Here is an 18,775-nt window from a genome sequence, read left to right on the forward strand (position 1 = left end):
CCCTGGTTCTTGTCGGCGGGCTTCGATAGCCTCTGCGCATCACCGAGGCCGAGAGCGATACAGCGATGGCAGCCGAAGGGGCGTTCCGACCGCGTCGATCAAACCTGTCCGGCGTCCAGGTCATCGGGGCCGAAGGCGTCGGGCAGTAGGGAGCTCAGCGGGATGGGCCCGCCTTTGTGGTCGATCAGAAGGTCGGGCCCGCCGTGTTCGTAGAGGAGTTGGCGGCATCGTCCGCAGGGCATCAGGATTTCGCCGCGGGAATCGCAGACCGCAACGGCGAGCAACCGTCCGCCTCCCGACGAATGCAAGTTACCGACGAGTACACATTCGGCACACAGGCCCAAACCATATGAGACATTTTCCACATTGCAGCCGCGCACAATTCGACCGTCGGCACTGAGAGCCGCCGCGCCGACCGGAAACCGCGAGTACGGCGCATAGGCATGATGCATGACTTGAATAGCGTTGTCACGCAGGGATTTCCAGTCGATTTCCGACATGGGGAACCTCTTCTCGACCGTCCCGAACCTGGCCGTACGAGGCCAACGGTTGAACCCTTCCAGCACCAAGAAAGGCAAACCTAACCCGCCCGACTGTAGCGCAACGCACGGCACGCCGAATTAGTTCCGGCAAACCTCGAGGATTAGAGTCCAACTTAGATCGGTTCAGGGTCCCGGCGGCGGGCCAGCGCCCCTAACAAGGCGCAACCACCTGGGCATTTGCCCCCAACGCAGCCAGCTTCGGATCTGTGAACCGGGTCCATCAACGACGTTGGAGGCACCGCACTCTATGACCACGATAGAAGCTCCGGCCAAGCCGAAGCGGAAGACGCTGTACCGAGGCGACCCGGGCATGTGGTCCTGGGCGCTGCACCGGATCACCGGTGTCACGATCTTCTTCTTCCTTTTCGTGCACGTCTTGGATACCGCGCTGGTCCGGGTCAGCCCCGACACCTACAACCGGGCGATCGAGACCTACAAGACCCCCATCGTCGCCCTGATGGAAATGGGCCTTGTCGTCTGCGTGCTGTTCCACGCGCTCAACGGCGTCCGCGTGATCCTGGTGGATTTCTGGGCAAAGGGCCCGAAGTACCAGCGCACGATGCTGTGGGTCATCCTCGCGATCGTCTTCGTGCTCGCGGCACCGGCGATCGGCCGCATGTTCTTCTACCTCTTTACGGAGCACTGAGATGAGCGCACCCGTTCTGGGCAAGTCTTATGACCGGCCGGCCAGCCTCGACTCGCCGCGCTCGCCGCGCGCCCGCTCGAACAACAACTTCGAGAAGTACGCCTGGCTGTTCATGCGCTTCTCCGGCCTGCTGCTCATCGTGCTCGTCCTCGGCCACATGTCGATCATGCTGCTGCTCGACGGCGGCGTGAAGCGGCTCAACTTCGGCTTCGTCGCAGGTCGCTGGGCCAGCCCGTTCTGGCAGCTCTGGGACCTGACCATGCTCTGGCTGGCCCAGCTGCACGGCGGCAACGGCCTGCGCACGGTGATCGCGGACTACTCGCGCAAGGATTCGACGCGGTTCTGGCTGAACACGTTGCTGGCGATCTCGATGATCCTGATCCTCGCCGTCGGCACGTACGTCATCTTCACCTTCGACCCCAACATCAGTTAGGAACAGGCCACCTCCGATGAGTGACTCGCGGATTCAGGAGCATCGCTACGACGTCGTGATCGTCGGTGCCGGTGGCGCAGGCATGCGCGCGGCGATCGAGGCAGGGCCCCGGGCGCGCACCGCAGTGCTGACCAAGCTGTACCCGACCCGCAGCCACACCGGCGCGGCACAGGGTGGCATGTGCGCCGCGCTGGCGAACGTCGAAGAAGACAACTGGGAATGGCACACCTTCGACACCGTTAAAGGTGGCGACTACCTGGTCGACCAGGATGCCGCGGAGATCATGGCCAAGGAGGCCATCGACGCGGTGATGGACCTGGAGAAGATGGGTCTGCCGTTCAACAGGACGCCGGAAGGCAAGATCGACCAGCGCCGGTTCGGCGGGCACACCCGCGACCACGGCAAGGCCCCGGTCCGCCGCGCGTGTTACGCCGCCGACCGCACCGGTCACATGATCCTGCAGACGCTCTACCAGAACTGCGTCAAGCACGACGTGGAGTTCTACAACGAGTTCTACGTGCTCGACCTGGTGATGAGCGAGACCGACCGTGGCCAGGTTGCGACCGGTGTCGTCGCCTACGAGCTGGCCACCGGCGACATCCACGTCTTCCACGCCAAGTCGATCATCTTCGCGACCGGCGGCTCGGGCCGGATGTACAAGACCACCTCGAATGCGCACACGCTGACCGGCGACGGCATGGCGATCGTGTTCCGCAAGGGTCTGCCGCTGGAGGACATGGAGTTCCACCAGTTCCATCCGACAGGTCTGGCCGGGCTCGGCATCCTCATCTCGGAGGCCGTGCGCGGCGAGGGCGGCATCCTGCGCAACGCCAGCGGCGAACGGTTCATGGAGCGCTACGCCCCCACCATCAAGGACCTCGCGCCGCGTGACATCGTCGCCCGCTCGATGGTGCTCGAGGTGCTGGAAGGCCGTGGCGCCGGGCCGAACAAGGACTACGTCTACATCGACGTGACCCACCTCGGCGAAGACGTGCTCGAGGAGAAACTGCCCGACATCACCGAATTCGCCCGCACCTACCTCGGTGTCGACCCGGTGACCGAGCTGGTGCCGGTCATGCCGACCTGTCACTACGTGATGGGTGGCATCCCGACCAAGATCCGCGGCGAGGTGCTGCGCAACAACACCGACGTGGTGCCCGGCCTGTACGCCGCAGGCGAATGCGCGTGCGTGTCGGTGCACGGCTCCAACCGCCTCGGCACCAACTCGCTGCTCGACATCAACGTGTTCGGCCGCCGCTCCGGTATCGCCGCCGCCGAATACGCGCAGCGCACCGAGTTCGTGGAGATGCCGGAGCACCCGGCGCGGATGGTGCAGGACTGGCTCGCGCTGATCCTGTCCGATCACGGCAACGAACGCGTCGCCGACATCCGGACCGAGCTGCAGTACACGATGGATATGAACGCCGCCGTGTTCCGCACCGAGGACACCCTGAAGCAGGCCCTCACCGACATCCACGTGCTCAAGGAGCGCTACACGCGGATCACGGTGCAGGACAAGGGCAAGCGCTACAACAGCGACCTGCTCGAAGCAGTAGAGCTCGGCTTCCTGCTCGAGCTCGCCGAGGTCACCGTCGTCGGGGCGCTCAACCGGAAGGAGTCGCGTGGCGGCCACGCGCGCGAGGACTACCCGGACCGCGACGACGTGAACTTCATGCGCCACACGATGGCATACAAGGCCGGGCCGGAACTTCTCTCCGACATCCGCCTCGACTTCAAGCCGGTGGTGCAGACCCGTTACGAGCCGATGGAGCGTAAGTACTGATGACTGCCGTACTCGAGACACCCCCGGCCAAGGCCGCCCCTGTTCCCGAGGGGTCGGTGATGGTCACCGTCAAGGTCGCCCGGTTCAATCCGGAGGACGACAAGGGTGCGCACTGGGAGTCGTTCCAGGTGCCGGTCCTGACGACCGACCGCTTCCTGAACGTGCTGATCTACATCAAGTCCTACCTGGACGGCACGCTCACCTTCCGTCGTTCCTGCGCGCACGGCGTGTGCGGGTCCGACGCGATGCGGATCAACGGGGTGAACCGGTTGGCCTGCAAGGTGCTGATGAAGGACATGCTGCCCAAGGGCGACAAGGCACTGACGATCACCGTCGAACCGATCCGCGGCCTGCCCGTGGAGAAGGACCTCGTGGTGAACATGGAGCCGTTCTTCGACGCGTTCCGCGCGGTGAAGCCGTACCTGATGACCTCGGGGAACGAGCCGACCCGCGAACGGATCCAGAGCCAGGCCGACCGCGCGCGCTTCGATGACACCACCAAGTGCATCCTCTGCGCCTGCTGCACCACCTCCTGCCCCGTGTACTGGAGCGACGGCAGCTACTTCGGCCCCGCCGCCATCGTCAACGCGCACCGCTTCATCTTCGACAGCCGCGACGAAGGCGCCCGTGAGCGTCTCGACATCCTCAACGATGTCGAAGGTGTCTGGCGCTGCCGCACCACCTTCAACTGCACCGACGCGTGCCCCCGCGGCATCGAAGTCACCAAGGCCATCCAGGAAGTCAAGCGCGCCTTGCTCTTCGCCCGCTAGTCACCCGACTGGACCGAGGCCGCCTCCATCGAAAGATGGGGGCGGCCTTGGTGTTTCAGGCGGCGTAGCCGGTGGCCTTGGTTACTTCGATGCGGACTGCGACGCGGGTTTGGTCTGGGGTGGGCTCGTCGTGGTCTTTGCCGTCGTATTTCCAGGACAGCTGGTGGCCGACCCGGAGATTCGTGTCGTGGGTGATGGTGGCGGTGCCGCGCAGCTCGACGTAGTTCTCGCCGTCGGCGAAGTCGATGACGGTCACGCTGACCCGGGGATCGCGCACCATGTTTCGGTGCTTGAGCCTGCCCTCGAGGGTGGAGAACAGCAGGTCGTTGCCGTCGCGGCCGACCCACATCGCCGAAGTCTGCGGACTGCCATCGGCGTTCAGCGTGGCGAGCACCGCGTAGTTCTTGCCGTCGAGCAGGGCGATGGTGGCGTCGCTGAGTGTGATTCCCATGCCCGCGACACTAGTGAACGCGGTCGGCGGCTAGTTGTCGTAGGAGGCGACGCCGACCGGTCCGGAGCCGAGGCAGACGACGAGGCCCTCGGTGTAGGAGGCGATGCGCAGTGCAGAGCCGCTGCCGACCAAACGGACGAACACGGTGTTCAAGCCTTGCCGCACCGGCACAACCACGAATCTGCCGTGTTCGAAGGCGACGAGGATCCGGCCGTCCCGACTGGCGAGGTAGTTGAGCTGTGCCGTCCATTCGTGCTCGAGCATCGGGCCGTCGAGGAGCAGCGAAACCGGATCACCACCCTGGATTCGATAGCCGCAGTGCGGGTCCGGAGCGGGGATGATGCGCCGGTTCCACCAGACCTGTGCCTCGACGATCCGGCCGGTGTCGGTGATCATCCGCAGGTGCGGCGTCGCATCGGTGAAGGTGCCGGGCGCGGCGATGGGCGAGAGCACCTGACCGGCCAGATTCTGCGGGTAGGCAAGGGGATTCAGGACGTTCCACGGGACCTCCTGCTCGAGCAGTGGCACGCCGTCCCAGCCGTCGAGGGCCGACTTCACGTTCGTCACATACGTTTTGGTCGGACTGGGCCGCCACGAGCCGACGAACGTATAGGTAGAGCACAGGCTGCTCACCACGAATACCACCAGCAGCGGAATCGCCATGCGCGGACCGGGCATTCGCGCGGAGTGACGCGGACTTCCCTGCAGCACCAGCGCGCCCGCCGCGGACAACGTCACCCCCAGATCAGCGAAGTACCGCAAGGACTGCATGAGCTCCGCCGCGGTGTTCGGCCCACCGCGGACCAGCGCCACCGGAATCTGCATCACGACCACAGCGGCTGCGGCAAGCGCCCATACCACCCAGACCCGACGCCGCTGACGAATCGACAGTGCCGCAAACACAATCAACACGATCCACGCCACGACCACCGCTGAGCTCGGCGGATCGGCCCATGGCGCCGCAGGCAACCAGCGCTCCCACCGCCACGGCCCGCCGACCAACGCGGGCACCACCCCGAGCGAGGTCGCGTTGGGCAGCAGATCGCGCACGTCCTGCGGGCTGTGATGGAGGCCGGAGACGCCGATCACCGCGAGATACCCGGCCAGCCAGCACAGCAGTGCCACCACCGAGCCGACCCACAGCCGTCCACCGCGCCGAATCACCGTGCGCACGGCGGATTCTCGCCCGTCGACATAGTTGGCGAGCACCGCGACGGCGAACGCGACGAACGGGATGATCACCGACTTCTCGAAGAACAGCAGCGCCACCACGAGCACGGCAATCCCGGACCAGGCGTGCCGCCGCCGACCGGTGCGCACCAGCAGCACCGCGTCCCCGATCACCCAGGCGAGCGCGAATTGCAGTGGCAGCGCGTTCAATGCGGCCGACCACCAGGCGAACGCAGGCAACGTCACCGGCGAGAACAGGAAGAACGTGAAGGGGACGAGCAACGCCCACCGCGCCCCCGTCAGCACGACCAGCATGCGCAGCACCGACAACGCGACCGCGAGCTGCAGGACGAGCAACGAGATCACCGGGCCGATCCATGCCAGCGGCGACACCGCGTTCACCACCCATGCGGTGGCGAAGGCGAGCGGCATGAAATGCCCATCGTGGTTGTGCAACAACAGCTCTGCCGACAGCAACGGATATCGGCCTGCGCGGCCGACCAGGATCAGGTCATCCCAGTAGAAATAACCACTGCCCGCCACCCAGCCACGAAGCACCAGCTGCAGCGCGATCAGGCCCGTCGCGACGACGACTGGTCGTGGCCATCGCGGCAGCGTTGCCGTCGACGCAGGCCGCGGAGGCGCGGCCCGCGACGGCGCTACCGCGGCGGTGTCCATGCCGACCCACCCTAGTGCGGACCCGCGACGCGCTACCGCAACGCGAGCGGCACAGCACCTTCGGACTGCCGAATACGGCCGCCCCTGCACGTGCCGCGGCGGCATACGTATACCGCCGCCGAAAGTACTGATAGGCGACTGATTCAGCACCCCCATGCCGACCCATAACGTAGTTCTTGTCCAGCAGGACACAAAGAAACCGCAGATCAGCAGCCCTGGAGGCCACCATGAACACTCTCGTCGCGCAGTACCTGGAAGCCTGGAACACCACCGACGCCGCCGCCCGCAAGGCCGCCATCGCCCGCGTCTTCACCGAGTCGGTCGGCTATGTCGACCCGCTGGTCGCGGTCACCGGCCACGACGAGCTCGACGCGGCCATCGCCGGCGTGCATGCCCAGTTCCCCGGCTGGACCTTCACCCTCGCAGGCCCGGTCGATGCCCACCACGATCAGGTGCGCTTCACCTGGAACCTCGGCCCGGTCGACGGACCGGCCGTGGTCGTCGGCTTCGACGTCGCGGTGGTCGAAAACGGCCGCATCGCCAAGGTTCTCGGCTTCCTCGACAAGGTCCCCGACGCGGCCTGACCCCGCCGTCCCCTGAATCCCGTTCCACCAGAAGGAAGTACCGCACCATGAGCACCACGGCCCCTGCCTACCTCGATACCCTCCGCGCCCCAGGACCCGCCTTGCTGCGCATGTCGCTGCGGATCGACGCGGTGGTCACCGGCGTCAACGGCCTCGCCTACCTCGCACTCTCCGGCCCGCTGGAATCGCTGCTCGGCCTCGACAGCCGCATCGGCATTCCGATCGGCGTCTTCCTCACCCTCTACGGCCTCGGCGTCGCCTTCATCAGCGCACCGGCGACCATCAACACCGCCATGGTCCGCGTTGTCATCGCAGGTAACGCGGCATGGTCGGTGGTCAGCCTCGCCGCACTGGTCGAGGGCGCACTCGACCTGAACCTGGTCGGCGGCATCTGGACGGTCATGCAGGCGGCGACCGTCGGCGGCTTCGCGGCGCTGCAGTACCTTGGCTTGCGCCGCGCCCGGTGACCCGAAAAACGCGGTATCGGCCTCCGGCCGGTGCCGCGTTCGTCGTTGTCCGGCGGTCGGTATCGGCCGCGAAACCGCAGCAGCAACTGCACGGGTGCTATTCGATTACCAATCAATCTTTCTGAGTCTCCGCAGGCAATACGACACCGAACTCCAAAAAGGAAAACTCCCCGCGATATTCAATCGCGAAGTCGCAAGTCGCAAATAGTAGTGCGAGCGTTATTCACGAAATCAGCAATTTCGGCGGCGCTGCCAAAAAGTTGCTTGTAAGTTGACCATCGACAGCGTCACCAGGTTGCCACACCAATCGTCAGCCGACCAACGACGATCCGTCGTGCGGCGGCTCGGGAGGAAGGCGCTCCGCATGTACGTGCTCCGAACGGCCATCGCGGCCACCGTACTGATCTGTCCCGCCCTGGCCGCCGCAGCGACGCCGGGCCTCCCGGCGAACGACGTGCTCGACCGTGCTGCGGTCACCGACCCTGCGACACCGGTCTCTGCTATCGCGAATTCCCATGGCGCAGCGAATAATTCCAGCCGCGCCGTACTGCATACACTGCTGTCCCCCACTGCGGGCATCACCGCGACGCCCATCGGCGCACTCGGCACCGGCAGCGCGGCAGCAGGCATCAGCCTTGCAGCCCTGCTCAGCACCGGCCTCGTGGCACTGGGCACCGGCAGCGTCGCCGCGGCTCCTTTCGCCGCAATGGCGGGTACCGGCAGCGCGGCAGCGGGTACCGGCAGCGCAGCCCTGGCTCCGCTCGGCGTGGTCCTCGGCGTCGGCGCGGCACTGGCAGGCACCGGCAGCGCGGCCGCTGGCACCTTCGCGACGGTGTTCACCGGCGGCCTCGGCGCACCGCTCGGCGCGCTGGGCGCGGGCAGTGCGGCGGCAGGCACCGGCAGCGCGAGCCTCGCGAACGCGGGAGCAGCGGTCGCCCCCTTCGCCGCCATGGCAGGCACCGGCAGCGCAATGCTCGGCACCGGAAGTGTCGCCGCCGCCCCCTTCGGTGTCGCACTCGGCGCAGCCGTCGCCGCCGGAATCGTCACCGGCAGCGCCACCATGGGCTCACTCAGCGCCGCCTCCCCGGTGGCAGCCGACAAGGCAACCACCGACAACACCGAACCCGAATACCGCCCGCTACGCCTCGGTCCCGCAACCTGACCGCCGGAGCAGCGAGTTCGCCGGTCGAGACCGCGCCGTCATCCCCGGCCGATACCCTGACGTATGGGTCTGTCGCGTCGACAACTACTGCGGGTCGGGGGTGCGGGGTCGGCTGCCGTGCTGGCCGGGGCCGCGACGGCGAGCAGTGGACTGTTTCGAGTGCCGCGGTGGAACGATTATCCGTTCAGTTTGGGCGTCGCCTCGGGCGATCCGACCGCGGACGGGGTGGTGTTGTGGACGCGGTTGGCGCCTGATCCGTTCGCGCCGGACGGGCTCGGCGGGATGCCGTTGCGGCCGGTGAGCGTGGAATACGAAGTCGCACACGACGAAAGCTTCCGCCACGTGGTTGCGCGCGGCACGGCCGTCGCGACGCGCGAGCTGGCGCACAGCGTGCACCCGGAGGTCGCCGGGTTGGCGCCGGATCGGTGGTACTTCTATCGCTTTCGTGCCGGCGCCGCGCTGTCCCCGATCGGGCGGACCCGCACCGCGCCCGCGGTCGGCAGCCCCACCGCGCGCCTGCGTTTCGCGTTCGCCTCGTGCCAGTCCTGGAGTTCCGGGTACTTCACCGCCTACGAGCACATGAGCGCCGAGGACCTGGACCTCGTCGTGCATCTCGGCGACTACATCTACGAACGTGGCTGGACGCGGGGACGGCAGGGCATGACCCAGGAGCCGTACCTCCAGGACGAGGCCGTCGACTTGGCAGGCTATCGGCTGCGGTACGCGCAGGCCAAGGCCGAGGAGCCGTTGCGCGCCGCGCACGCCGCGTTTCCGTGGCTGGTCACCATGGACGATCACGAGGTCGACAACAACTGGGCGGGCGACTCGCCTGGGCTCGGTTTCGATATCTCCCGCATTCCCGCGCTATTCCGCCGTCGCAGGGCCGCCGCGTTCCAGGCCATGTACGAGCATCAACCGCTGCGGATCGCGCAAATGCCGTCCGGGCCTGCCATGCACCTGCACCGCCGCTACGGGTTCGGCGACCTCGCCGAGATCACCATGCTCGACACCAGGCAGTATCGCGACAAACAGGCCTGCGGCGACGGCAACACGGTCATCGACTGCGCCGACCGGTTCGCCGCCGACCGCACGATACTCGGTGCCGCGCAACGCGATTGGCTGCTCGACGGGTTCGCGACATCCGCCGCCCGCTGGCAGATCCTCGGCAACCAGGTTTCGATGGCCCAGTCCGATCAGGACGCAGGCCAGGTCACTGCCGTCGGCACCGACGGCTGGGACGGCTACGTCGCCGACCGCAACGCGGTGCTCGGCGCCGCCGCCGAGCGCGGCGTGCCCAATCTCGTTGTCATCACCGGAGATCGGCACCAGAATCAGGCCGCCGACCTGCGCCGCGACTATACCGATCCCGAATCACCGGTGGTGGCCTCGGAATTCATCGGAACATCGATTACGAGCGCGGGCGACGGCGCCGATCTGACCGATGCGGGCCGGAATCTGCTCGCCGCCAACCCGGATCTCAAATTCGTCAACGCGCAGCGCGGCTATGTCCGGGTCGACCTCGATCATCGGCTGTGGCGCAGCGACTTCCGCGTGGTGCCGTATGTGCGACGAACCGGCGCGCCCATCCACACCCGAGCCAGCTTCGTGGTGCAGGACGGAGTTCCCGGTGTCACGCAGGCCACGCGACCGGACGCTCCGGCGCCATCGCCGCACGAACCGGACGCGAGCTCGACCAACAGGCCGCCGCGATAACACCGTTATGCAGGCCGCCGGGCAAAGGCGCAGACGGCCTGCATCGTTCCAGTTCGGCCTACCGAACGGGCACCGGTTCTGCGACCGTGACCGGCTTGCGCTCCTCTACCGCGTCGGTCTCGTGGAAGGTCGCCTCGATGGTCGCCCGCTCCCGCCAGAGATTGATCAGCGCAAGGGCGAAGATCGTCGTTCCGATCACGTTGGCAAGGAAGTGCCACCAGACGCGATATGTCCACAGACCGGGTCCCGGGTCGAGCAGACCGAACCAGGTGGATAACCCGATCGCCTTGTACCCCAGCAACACCGAGACCGTCAGCGCGACGTGTTCGAGGCCGTGGATGCCTTGCATCACGACGCCCATGCGCGCCCACTTGCGCGCCTGGCTCTCGATGGCCCGGTGAGTGATCAGCGCGACGCCGACCAATCCGGCAAGGAAGTGGAAGTTGCCGACCAGGTGCAGAATCTCCATGCCCAGCGTCTTGTTGGACGGATCCACCGCGCCGAACCCGTTGGCGAGACCGGTGCCCCACGGCGTCATCCAGGCCGGGGAGTTGTTGTGCCCGATCCAGTAGCCCGCCTGGAGCACATGCTCTTGGAAATGGCCGATCTGCGCGATCACCCCCAATGCGATGACACCGAGACTCGTCTTGTACATCCATGGCCGTACTTGTTTGCGGAGACCGACGATCAATACCGCTACCGCGGCCCACATGACCACCATCCACGCAACCATCAGGACCGCTCCGGCGATCTCCCAACCGGCCGCGCCCGCACCGTGATGCATATTTTCCATGTCGAACCGCCTGTTACTACTCCCGCGGAGAATGGGAGTGCGGCAATTTTATTTTACGATCACCAATCGTGGTGGGCCAAACGGATATCCGACGAAATAACAGCGTAATCCCACGATATAACAATGTAATTCGTTGTTGGATATCACTATCGCGCGGCAGTTGCCGGAGCACTCGCCCATGCCTCGCCCGCAACGACCACATGGTCGAGGAAGCGAAGGCCGACGGTGCGTGCGGCTTCGGCGAGCAGCGTGGTGGCCCGACGGTCGTCGATGCTGGGGGTCGGGTCGCCGGAGGGGTGGTTGTGCACGACGGCGAACGCGCGGCCGTCGTGGCGCAGGACGGTGTTCAGGATTTCCCGGACCGGCACGGCGACCTGGTCGACCGCGCCCTCGGCGACGAATATCTTCTGCCGCAACTGGTTCTGCGCGTCGCACACCAGCACCAGCAGCCGTTCGACCCTGGTGCCCGCGAACAGCGGGCGGGCCGCGGCGGCGACGTCGGCCGCGGCGGCGAGGCGCCGCGGGGTGCCGGTGACACCCCTGGCGCGGGAACCGAGATGGAATGCGGCGATGAGGGCCGCGGCCTTGGCAACGCCGATCCCGGCGCGCCGGGACAACTCCTCCGGCCGCGCAGCCGCCAGGCCTGCCAGCCCGCCGTGCTCGGCGAGCAGTTCCATGGCCAGGTCGAGCGCGCTGGCACCCGGTCTGCCGTGTCGTAACAGCAGGGCGAGCAGTTCGACATCGCTGAGCGCGTGCGGGCCGACCGCAAGCAACCGCTCACGCGGCCGCTGCTCGACGGGCACATCGATAAGGGAGACCGGCATCGTTACACCCCTCGGTCATGGCGACAGTGTCATGGAGTGTGCCAGGCCGCACCGACATGTTGCCCGCGCAGGCGGGGCCGCCCGAGTTGCCCGATCCTGCCGCTGTCGGATCAGCACCCTTCGGGCACACTGAGTGCGTCGACGGACGCCGGTGCAGCCGGCGGGGTGGGTGAATAGAGGGCAACGAATGTGCACACCGCGCAAGGGAATCGCGGCTTCGAGACGGGTCGTGCCGGTTGCCGCGGCCGTCGCCGCACTCGCGCTGCTGCTGACGGCATGTGGCAGCGACAAGGCCGCGGTCGGCCCGCCTGCGCCCACCCTCGATCGCTTCTACAACCAGCAACTCGCATGGGGCTCGTGCGAGAGCTACCAGGGCGGCAAGGAGCTTCCCGCGCACGGCATCGAGTGCGCGCGGGTGCGGGTGCCGATCGACTACGGCAAGCCGGACGGCGCCACCGCCGAGATCGCGATCTCCCGGCTGCGCGCCACCGGAACGCGGGTCGCCGCGCTGCTCACGAACCCGGGCGGCCCAGGCGTGCCGGGTCTGACGATGCCGCTCGGCCTGGCGAAGTCGCCGGTGGCCGAGCGTTTCGATGTGATCGGGATGGACGTGCGCGGGCTCGGCGCCTCGAAACCCCTTGTCCACTGCCGTACGGCCACCGAGTACCAATCGGACCGGCGGGTGCTCAACCGGACCGACCCGCTCGTCGAGATCGACCAGATCGAGGAGGAGAACGAGGAGTACGCCAACTCGTGCGGCAGGCGGACCGGACTCGAATTGCTCGGACATGTCGGCACCGGCGACGTAGCCCGCGACATGGACGTGATCCGCGCCGTGCTCGGTGAGCGGAAGCTGACCTATTTCGGCGGCTCCTACGGCACCCGCCTCGGCTCCACCTATGCGGAGTTGTTTCCGGATCGGGTGCGCGCCATGGTTCTCGACGCGGCCGTCGATCCCACCACGAACATCGGTGACGACGTGATCACCGCGGCAGGTTTCCAGCAGGCATTCGACGCCTATGCTGCCGACTGCGCCAAGGCGCCGGATTGCCCACTCGGCACCGATCCGAGGAAGTCGACCGAAGCCTATCGGGCACTGGTACTCCCGCTGATCAAGCACCCGATCCGTACTCAGGACCGCCGTGAACTCGACTACGGCGCCGCGACGACCGCGACGATTTCGCTGCTCTACCACCCCGATTCCTGGCCGAGCCTCACCAGAGGCCTGGCCGAGCTGGCCAAGGGACGCGGCGAGGCGATGCTCGGCGACGCCGGTTCGTATCAGGAGGTCTCGTCCGAGGACGTGCACCGCGCGGTGCTCTGCCTGGAGGAGGTTCGGGTGACCGACCGGGCGACCGCGGCCGACATCGACCGTCGATCCCGCAGCGCGGCACCGATTTTCGACGACGGCCTGGCCAATGCCGAAGCGCCCCTCGGCACCTGCGCGTTCTGGCCGGTTCCGCCGACGGCCCAACCACACCCGCTCGCCGTGCCAGGCCTGCCGAAGGTGGTGGTTGTCGCGGTGACCGGCGATCCGGCGACGCCATACGCGGGCGGTGTCAAGCTCGCCAAATCCCTTGGCGCCGCATTGATCACCTACGAGGGCACCCAGCACGGCGCGGCGTTGGAGGGGATCGCCTGTGTCGACGAACCCGTGCTGAAGTATCTGACCGACCTGACGCCACCGGCCGACGGCCTGCGCTGCGCGAAGCCCTGAAGCGCTCGATTACCCGTCGACGACAACGACCTCGGGTCCGGGCAGGGTGAACAACGCGGTGGCGGCCAGCTTTTCGAGATGACGCAGCTGACGTTCGTGCACGACGATCCGGCGCAGTGCCTCGTTCACGGTGGCGTTGCTCGTCGAGGTGCCCATGATGGCGGCCGCGGCGGCGAGCAACTTCTGGTCGAGATCGATCCGCACGGATTTCATGCGTCCTCCTTCGTACTTTCGCCATTTTGCGCTGTCCGCCCGCTCATGTCCGGCAAATCGGCGGGAGTCGCCGGGCACGTCACGAGAAATTCACGGCCGCAGTACGTTCGGCCCGCGTCCGGCCCGCGGCAGCGGCGACCGCCCTGCCGCCGCGCACCTTCGGCAGCACATTCGCCGCACCGCGCACCGGCCACTGGTCAGCTCGCCGTCGAAATACGCCGTCCCCTGCCGGTACTTACCCGGGAAAGCGCACCCAGCTAGACAGTTTGCCAAGCTGGGCGTGGGTTTGTTGTCGACAGGCCCGAGCGATGATTGCATCGAGGTATGTTCACCGAAGCTCAGCTGTACTCACCGGTGACCCGGTCCGGCGACGGCGATGTGACCGTCCACCTGAGCGAGGAGCACCCCGGCGTGCACGACCCGGAATACCGGGAACGCCGCAACGCGATCGCCGCGATGGCACTCGACTACGCACCGGGCAAATCCGTTCCGCAGATCGCCTACACCGCCGAGGAACAAGAGGTGTGGCGGATCGCGTCGGCGGAGCTCGCGCGCAAGCACCGCACCTACGCCTGCACCGAGGTGCTCGACGCCGCGGCCCGACTCGCGCTGCCCGAGGACCACATCCCGCAATTGGACGAGGTCTCGGCAGCGCTGGTGCCGCTCACCGGATTCCGCTACGCACCGGCGGCGGGATTGGTGCCGCTTCGCGAGTTCTTCGGGTCCTTCGCGGATCGAATCTTCCACTCCACCCAGTACATTCGGCACCACTCCGCGCCGCTGTACACCCCGGAGCCCGACGCCATTCACGAGATCATCGGGCACGCCAATCAGATCGCGAGCCCGCGCTTCGCCGCCATCTACGAGGCGGTCGGTGCGGCCGTCGGCCGGGTGGAGACCGACTCCGCGCTCAAGTTCCTCGCCAACGTCTTCTGGTTCTCGATGGAGTTCGGTGTGGTCAGGGAGCAGGGCGAGGTCCGCTGCTACGGCGCAGGGTTGCTGTCCTCCTACGGTGAGATCGAGGAATTCCGCGGCGCCGACCTGCGTCCCCTCGACGTCGCCGCCATGGGCACCGCCGTCTACGACATCACGCACTACCAGCCGATCCTCTACTGCGCCGAGTCGGTCGCCGAGATCGAGGACGTGGTCGGCGGTTTCTTCGCCACCATGGACGACGACACCCCGGAACGGCTGCGGCACTCCAGCGCGGCAGGCGCCCAGTAGCCTGCGCCGCGGCTCAGCCCCGGTCGACCGGCCGGGGCTCGCCGAGCGGTAGTCCGGCCGCCAGGAAATCCATGATGCGGCTCAGGTTTTCGACGTTGACCGGGGTGACGGTCGAGATGGCCAGCGCGGCTCCGGTCAACGCACCCGCGAACACCCGAACCTCGAAGTCGTCGGGGGTGACGCCGAGACGTTCGGCCATCAAGGCGGCGAACAGATCGATGTTGCGTTCCATTTCGTGGCCGATGGCCGAACGGAGCTCGGGTACGTGGTACAGCAGCGCCTGGCGTTCCTGCTCGAAGGCCGCCTCCTCGGCGGTCAGCTGCCCGAAGACGGTGTTCATCGCATTGCGCACCGCCTGGAACGCGGGCAGCTCGGGCGACTCGGCGCTGAGCGCGTCGATCATCTTCGGATCGAGGTCGTCGGCCAGGACCAGCTGCTCCTTGGTCGGGAAGTAGCGGAAGAAGGTGCTCGGCGAGACGTCGGCCGCCGCCGCGATCTGCTCGATGGTGGTCTCGTTGTACCCCTGCTCACGGAACAACCGGAATGCCTCGAGCCGTATCGTCCGGCGGGTCCGTTCCTTCTTCCGCTCCCGTAGCCCGCGCATCGCGGGCTCTTCTCCGGACAATTCAGCTGACATGTGTCGATTCTGACGCATCGGTGGCGGGGACGACGGCGGGTGCGCCGTCCAGCCGAACCGCGCCCGCCGCGCGGGGTGCCCGGATGAGGGCTCCCGCCAGGACGGCCGCCGTCGCACACAGGCCGGCGCAGACCCAGAGCATGGCACCCATGCCGCCGACGAACGCGGTCTGCACCTGATGCAGCATCGCAGAGTCGCCGAGCTGATGTGCCGCCGCGACACCGGCGTTCACCCCGTCGGAGATTGGGTCGCGGTTCAATGTGCCGAGCTCCGAACGGTATTGGGTGGCGAGCACGGTGCCGAGCACCGCGACGCCGATGGTGCCGCCCGCTTGCCGCAGCGCCTGGATCAACGCGGAACCGGATCCGGACCGCTCCGCGGTGAGTTCGCCCATCGCCAGTCCCATCGCGGTCGGCATCGCCAGGCCCATCCCGGCGCCGAGCAGCGTCGTCCACAGCGCGGTGTAGCCGTAGCCGCTGTCCACCGTGGTCAATGCGCCGAGCGCGAGCGCACCGGCAAGCAGCGCGAATCCGATGGCGAGCATCGCCCTGGTGCCGAGCTTCGGCAACGCCTGGTCGACTACCCGGCTTCCGATGATCAGCCCGCCGATCAGCGGAAGCAGGCGCAGCCCGCTGCCGAGCGCGTCCACACCGAGCACCGCTTGGAAATACTGCGGCACGGTGAAAAACATGCCGAACATCGCGAAGTTGACCACGATGGACAGCGCGGTGCCCCAACGGAATCCGGCGGTCTCGAACAGTCCGAGGTCGACGAGGGGATTCGCGGTCCTTCGCTGCCAGAGCACGAAGGCGCCGAGCAGCAGCGCGCCCGCCGCGACGACGACCCAGGCGAGCCCGTTGCCCCAGCCGTGTTCACCGATCCGGATGAACCCGTAGGTGAGCCCGAGCATGCCGACGGCCGAGAGCGCCACGCCTGGCACGTCGACCCGGAATTGCTGCGCACTCCGGGATTCCGGCACGAGGGCGAGCACGGCGAGCGCACCGATGATCACCATCGGCACATTGATCAGAAACACCGAGCCCCACCAGAAGTTCTGCAGCAGCCAGCCGCCGACGATCGGACCGAGCGGCAGGCCGATCGCGGTCGAGGTGATCCAGATGGTGAGGGCGCGCTGGCGCGCCGCGGGTTCGGGGAACAGCGAAGGCAGCACCGCCATGGACAGCGGCATCATCGCCGCGGCCGCGATGCCGAGCACCACCCGTGCGGCGATGAGCTGTCCGGCCGAGGTGGCGAAGGCGCAGGCCAGCGACGCCGCTCCGAAGAGGAGCAGCGCGGCGAGCAGGAACTTCTTGCGCCCGTACCGGTCGCCGAGCGCGCCGGCGGGCAGCATCATCGCGGCGAGCGCGAGCGTGTAGGCACCGCTGAACCATTGCAGCGCAGCGGTATTCGCGTGCAGATCGACCGCGAGCGTCGGTAGCGCCACGGTGAGCACCGTGACGTCGAGCCCGATGGTCAGCATGGCCACCGCCAGCGCGCCGAGCGCCAGCCAGCGGCGAGTCGAGTCTGTGTTCACAACCCCTCCGAAAATGACAGAAACTACTTTTTGAATGTAACTCTCATTTAGTACCTCATGTCAATACCTGGCCGGGCGCGCATTCGGCCGACTCGCCGTCAGATCGCTAGGCTCGCAAACGATGAAGATCCGGGACTCGCGCCGCCGCGCCACGTTTCGCCTCGGTTCCGCGCTGGCCGTGCTGGCCGTCAGCGCGGGCTTGGCCGCCACTCCGTCGTTCGCCGTTCCGCCGAGCACGCCGCCGACGACGACGCCGTTCACCACCCCGAACACCGACTCCTGCCCGCAGAAGACGCGCCCGCCCGCAGCGATCGACGAGTCCGAGGTTCCGGCACCGGGCCAGCCGACGCCCTCGGCGCTGCCCATTCCGACCCCCGCGATCGGCGGCGCTCGGCTCGCCGAATGCGGCGTCGTGCTGCCCAAGGGCGCCGCGCCGGTGCCACAGGACATTTCGGCGACCGCCTGGCAGGTGTCGGACCTGGACAGCGGCGAGGTGCTCGCGGCCAAGGACCCGCACGGCCGCTATCGGCCTGCCAGCACCATCAAGGTGCTGCTCGCCACCATCGCGCTGCGCACCCTCGATCTGAACAAGGTGATCGTCGGCACCGAGGACGACGCGAATGCCGACGGCACCCGCGTCGGCATCGGTCCCGGCGGCCACTACAGCAACCGCCAGCTGATGCAGGCACTGATCATGGCGTCCGGCAACGACGCGGCGCACGCCATCGCCACCCAGCTCGGCGGCGAGACAGTGACCGTCGCGAAGATGAACGAGCTCGCAAAATCGTTGCGCGCCTTGGACACCCGCACAGCCACCCCGTCCGGCCTGGACGGGCCGGGCATGAGCACCTCGGCCTACGACCTGTCGGTGCTGTTCCGCGAGGCCATGACCATCCCGCTGTTCGCCGAGCTGATCCACACCGAACAGGTGGACTTCCCCGGCTTCCCCGCGAACCCGACGATCCCCGGCGACAAGGATCGCCCCGGCTTCCCCATCGGCAACGACAACCACCTGCTCTACGACTACGAGGGCGCGCTCGGCGGCAAGACGGGCTACACCGACGACGCCAGGCAGACCTTCGTCGCCGCCGCCCAGCGCAACGGCCGCCGCCTCGTCGTCACCCTGCTGCAAGCCGACGTGCGCCCGCTTCGCCCGTCCGACCAGGCCGCCCGCCTCCTCGACTACGGCTTCGCGCTCCCCAAGGGCAGCACCGTCGGCACCCTCCCGACGGCCGACAGCAAAGAGGCCAAAACCGGTGCGGCCCTTGCCTCTCCGCCGCCCAAGGGCGTCGACCAAGCCATGGACCCGGTGACCGCGACCGACCACAGCAACAGCCGGACCGTCTGGATCATCGGCGGCACCATCTTGGTGCTCGCCCTGCTGCTGGGTGCCCGCCGAATCAGTCGGCGGCGGTAGACCGTTCGCCTAACGCA

Annotated in this window: 19 protein-coding genes; 11 read left to right on the forward strand and 8 right to left on the reverse strand. The window is 67.3% G+C overall.

Features of this window, described 5'->3' with window-relative positions:
• Nucleotides 1-98 precede the first annotated feature (98 nt).
• Nucleotides 99-500 carry a cytidine deaminase gene (locus tag ACGFNJ_RS21430; protein ID WP_393450744.1) on the reverse strand — a complete coding sequence of 134 codons (402 nt, stop codon included), beginning with the start codon at nt 498-500 and terminating at the stop codon, nt 99-101.
• A gap of 289 nt (nt 501-789) precedes the next feature.
• Between ACGFNJ_RS21430 and sdhC the strand changes: the two genes are divergently transcribed.
• The 4 genes from sdhC to ACGFNJ_RS21450 are packed head-to-tail and all read left to right on the forward strand — an operon-like array spanning nt 790 to nt 4,174.
• On the forward strand, nt 790-1,188 hold the full coding sequence (gene sdhC, locus ACGFNJ_RS21435) for a succinate dehydrogenase, cytochrome b556 subunit (protein WP_393450747.1): 399 nt from the start codon (nt 790-792) through the stop codon (nt 1,186-1,188).
• 1 nt (nt 1,189) lies between these two features.
• The gene (locus tag ACGFNJ_RS21440; protein WP_069166253.1) at nt 1,190-1,621 is read left to right on the forward strand and encodes a succinate dehydrogenase hydrophobic membrane anchor subunit; all 432 of its coding nucleotides are present in this window, start codon (nt 1,190-1,192) and stop codon (nt 1,619-1,621) included.
• 31 nt (nt 1,622-1,652) lie between these two features.
• Nucleotides 1,653-3,404, forward strand: coding sequence for a succinate dehydrogenase flavoprotein subunit (gene sdhA / locus ACGFNJ_RS21445; protein WP_393452216.1), 1,752 nt, complete (start codon nt 1,653-1,655; stop codon nt 3,402-3,404).
• Nucleotides 3,404-4,174 (forward strand): succinate dehydrogenase iron-sulfur subunit, encoded by a 771-nt coding sequence (locus ACGFNJ_RS21450; protein WP_393450750.1) that lies wholly within the window; start codon nt 3,404-3,406, stop codon nt 4,172-4,174. Before sdhA ends, ACGFNJ_RS21450 begins: the two co-directional genes overlap by 1 nt.
• Before the next feature lie 55 nt (nt 4,175-4,229).
• Here the strand turns inward: ACGFNJ_RS21450 and ACGFNJ_RS21455 are convergent, their stop codons facing one another.
• Nucleotides 4,230-4,625: a PPOX class F420-dependent oxidoreductase gene (locus ACGFNJ_RS21455; protein WP_393450753.1), complete on the reverse strand. Its 396-nt coding sequence runs from the start codon at nt 4,623-4,625 to the stop codon at nt 4,230-4,232.
• Nucleotides 4,626-4,655: 30 nt separating this feature from the next.
• The gene (locus ACGFNJ_RS21460) at nt 4,656-6,473 is read right to left on the reverse strand and encodes a hypothetical protein (protein ID WP_393450756.1); all 1,818 of its coding nucleotides are present in this window, start codon (nt 6,471-6,473) and stop codon (nt 4,656-4,658) included.
• A gap of 227 nt (nt 6,474-6,700) precedes the next feature.
• On the opposite strand from ACGFNJ_RS21460, the gene ACGFNJ_RS21465 reads away from it, so the two are divergent.
• The 4 genes from ACGFNJ_RS21465 to ACGFNJ_RS21480 all read left to right on the forward strand — a co-directional run bounded on the left by ACGFNJ_RS21465 (nt 6,701) and on the right by ACGFNJ_RS21480 (nt 10,399).
• Complete coding sequence (locus tag ACGFNJ_RS21465) at nt 6,701-7,057, forward strand: nuclear transport factor 2 family protein (RefSeq protein ID WP_069166272.1); 357 nt, start codon at nt 6,701-6,703, stop codon at nt 7,055-7,057.
• A gap of 47 nt (nt 7,058-7,104) precedes the next feature.
• Nucleotides 7,105-7,524, forward strand: a complete 420-nt coding sequence (locus tag ACGFNJ_RS21470) for a hypothetical protein (RefSeq protein ID WP_393450759.1) — start codon at nt 7,105-7,107, stop codon at nt 7,522-7,524.
• A gap of 364 nt (nt 7,525-7,888) precedes the next feature.
• On the forward strand, nt 7,889-8,686 hold the full coding sequence (locus tag ACGFNJ_RS21475) for a hypothetical protein (protein ID WP_393450762.1): 798 nt from the start codon (nt 7,889-7,891) through the stop codon (nt 8,684-8,686).
• A gap of 63 nt (nt 8,687-8,749) precedes the next feature.
• The gene (locus tag ACGFNJ_RS21480; RefSeq protein WP_393450765.1) at nt 8,750-10,399 is read left to right on the forward strand and encodes an alkaline phosphatase D family protein; all 1,650 of its coding nucleotides are present in this window, start codon (nt 8,750-8,752) and stop codon (nt 10,397-10,399) included.
• A 58-nt stretch (nt 10,400-10,457) separates the two neighbouring features.
• On the opposite strand, the gene ACGFNJ_RS21485 is transcribed toward ACGFNJ_RS21480, so the two are convergent.
• Nucleotides 10,458-11,192 carry a DUF6008 family protein gene (locus ACGFNJ_RS21485; protein WP_393450768.1) on the reverse strand — a complete coding sequence of 245 codons (735 nt, stop codon included), beginning with the start codon at nt 11,190-11,192 and terminating at the stop codon, nt 10,458-10,460.
• Between the two features lie 146 nt (nt 11,193-11,338).
• A complete protein-coding gene (locus ACGFNJ_RS21490) occupies nt 11,339-12,016 on the reverse strand; it encodes a RadC family protein (RefSeq protein WP_393450771.1) in 678 nt (225 codons plus the stop codon).
• 187 nt (nt 12,017-12,203) lie between these two features.
• On the opposite strand from ACGFNJ_RS21490, the gene ACGFNJ_RS21495 reads away from it, so the two are divergent.
• Nucleotides 12,204-13,733, forward strand: a complete 1,530-nt coding sequence (locus ACGFNJ_RS21495; RefSeq protein ID WP_393450774.1) for an alpha/beta hydrolase — start codon at nt 12,204-12,206, stop codon at nt 13,731-13,733.
• Nucleotides 13,734-13,742: 9 nt separating this feature from the next.
• Here the strand turns inward: ACGFNJ_RS21495 and ACGFNJ_RS21500 are convergent, their stop codons facing one another.
• A complete protein-coding gene (locus ACGFNJ_RS21500) occupies nt 13,743-13,946 on the reverse strand; it encodes a type II toxin-antitoxin system VapB family antitoxin (protein ID WP_393450777.1) in 204 nt (67 codons plus the stop codon).
• Between the two features lie 324 nt (nt 13,947-14,270).
• On the opposite strand from ACGFNJ_RS21500, the gene ACGFNJ_RS21505 reads away from it, so the two are divergent.
• A complete protein-coding gene (locus tag ACGFNJ_RS21505) occupies nt 14,271-15,170 on the forward strand; it encodes a phenylalanine 4-monooxygenase (RefSeq protein WP_393450780.1) in 900 nt (299 codons plus the stop codon).
• A 13-nt stretch (nt 15,171-15,183) separates the two neighbouring features.
• Here the strand turns inward: ACGFNJ_RS21505 and ACGFNJ_RS21510 are convergent, their stop codons facing one another.
• Entirely contained in the window at nt 15,184-15,807 is a 624-nt protein-coding gene (locus ACGFNJ_RS21510; protein ID WP_393450783.1) for a TetR family transcriptional regulator, read from the reverse strand.
• Entirely contained in the window at nt 15,797-17,341 is a 1,545-nt protein-coding gene (locus ACGFNJ_RS21515) for a DHA2 family efflux MFS transporter permease subunit (protein ID WP_393450786.1), read from the reverse strand. Before ACGFNJ_RS21515 ends, ACGFNJ_RS21510 begins: the two co-directional genes overlap by 11 nt.
• A 121-nt stretch (nt 17,342-17,462) precedes the next feature.
• Between ACGFNJ_RS21515 and ACGFNJ_RS21520 the strand changes: the two genes are divergently transcribed.
• Nucleotides 17,463-18,758, forward strand: a complete 1,296-nt coding sequence (locus ACGFNJ_RS21520) for a D-alanyl-D-alanine carboxypeptidase family protein (RefSeq protein WP_393450789.1) — start codon at nt 17,463-17,465, stop codon at nt 18,756-18,758.
• The last annotated feature ends 17 nt before the right edge of the window (nt 18,759-18,775 follow it).

Origin of the sequence: Nocardia sp. NPDC049149 (assembly GCF_043197455.1) — a bacterium.
In the GTDB taxonomy this organism is placed as follows: Bacteria; Actinomycetota; Actinomycetes; order Mycobacteriales; family Mycobacteriaceae; genus Nocardia.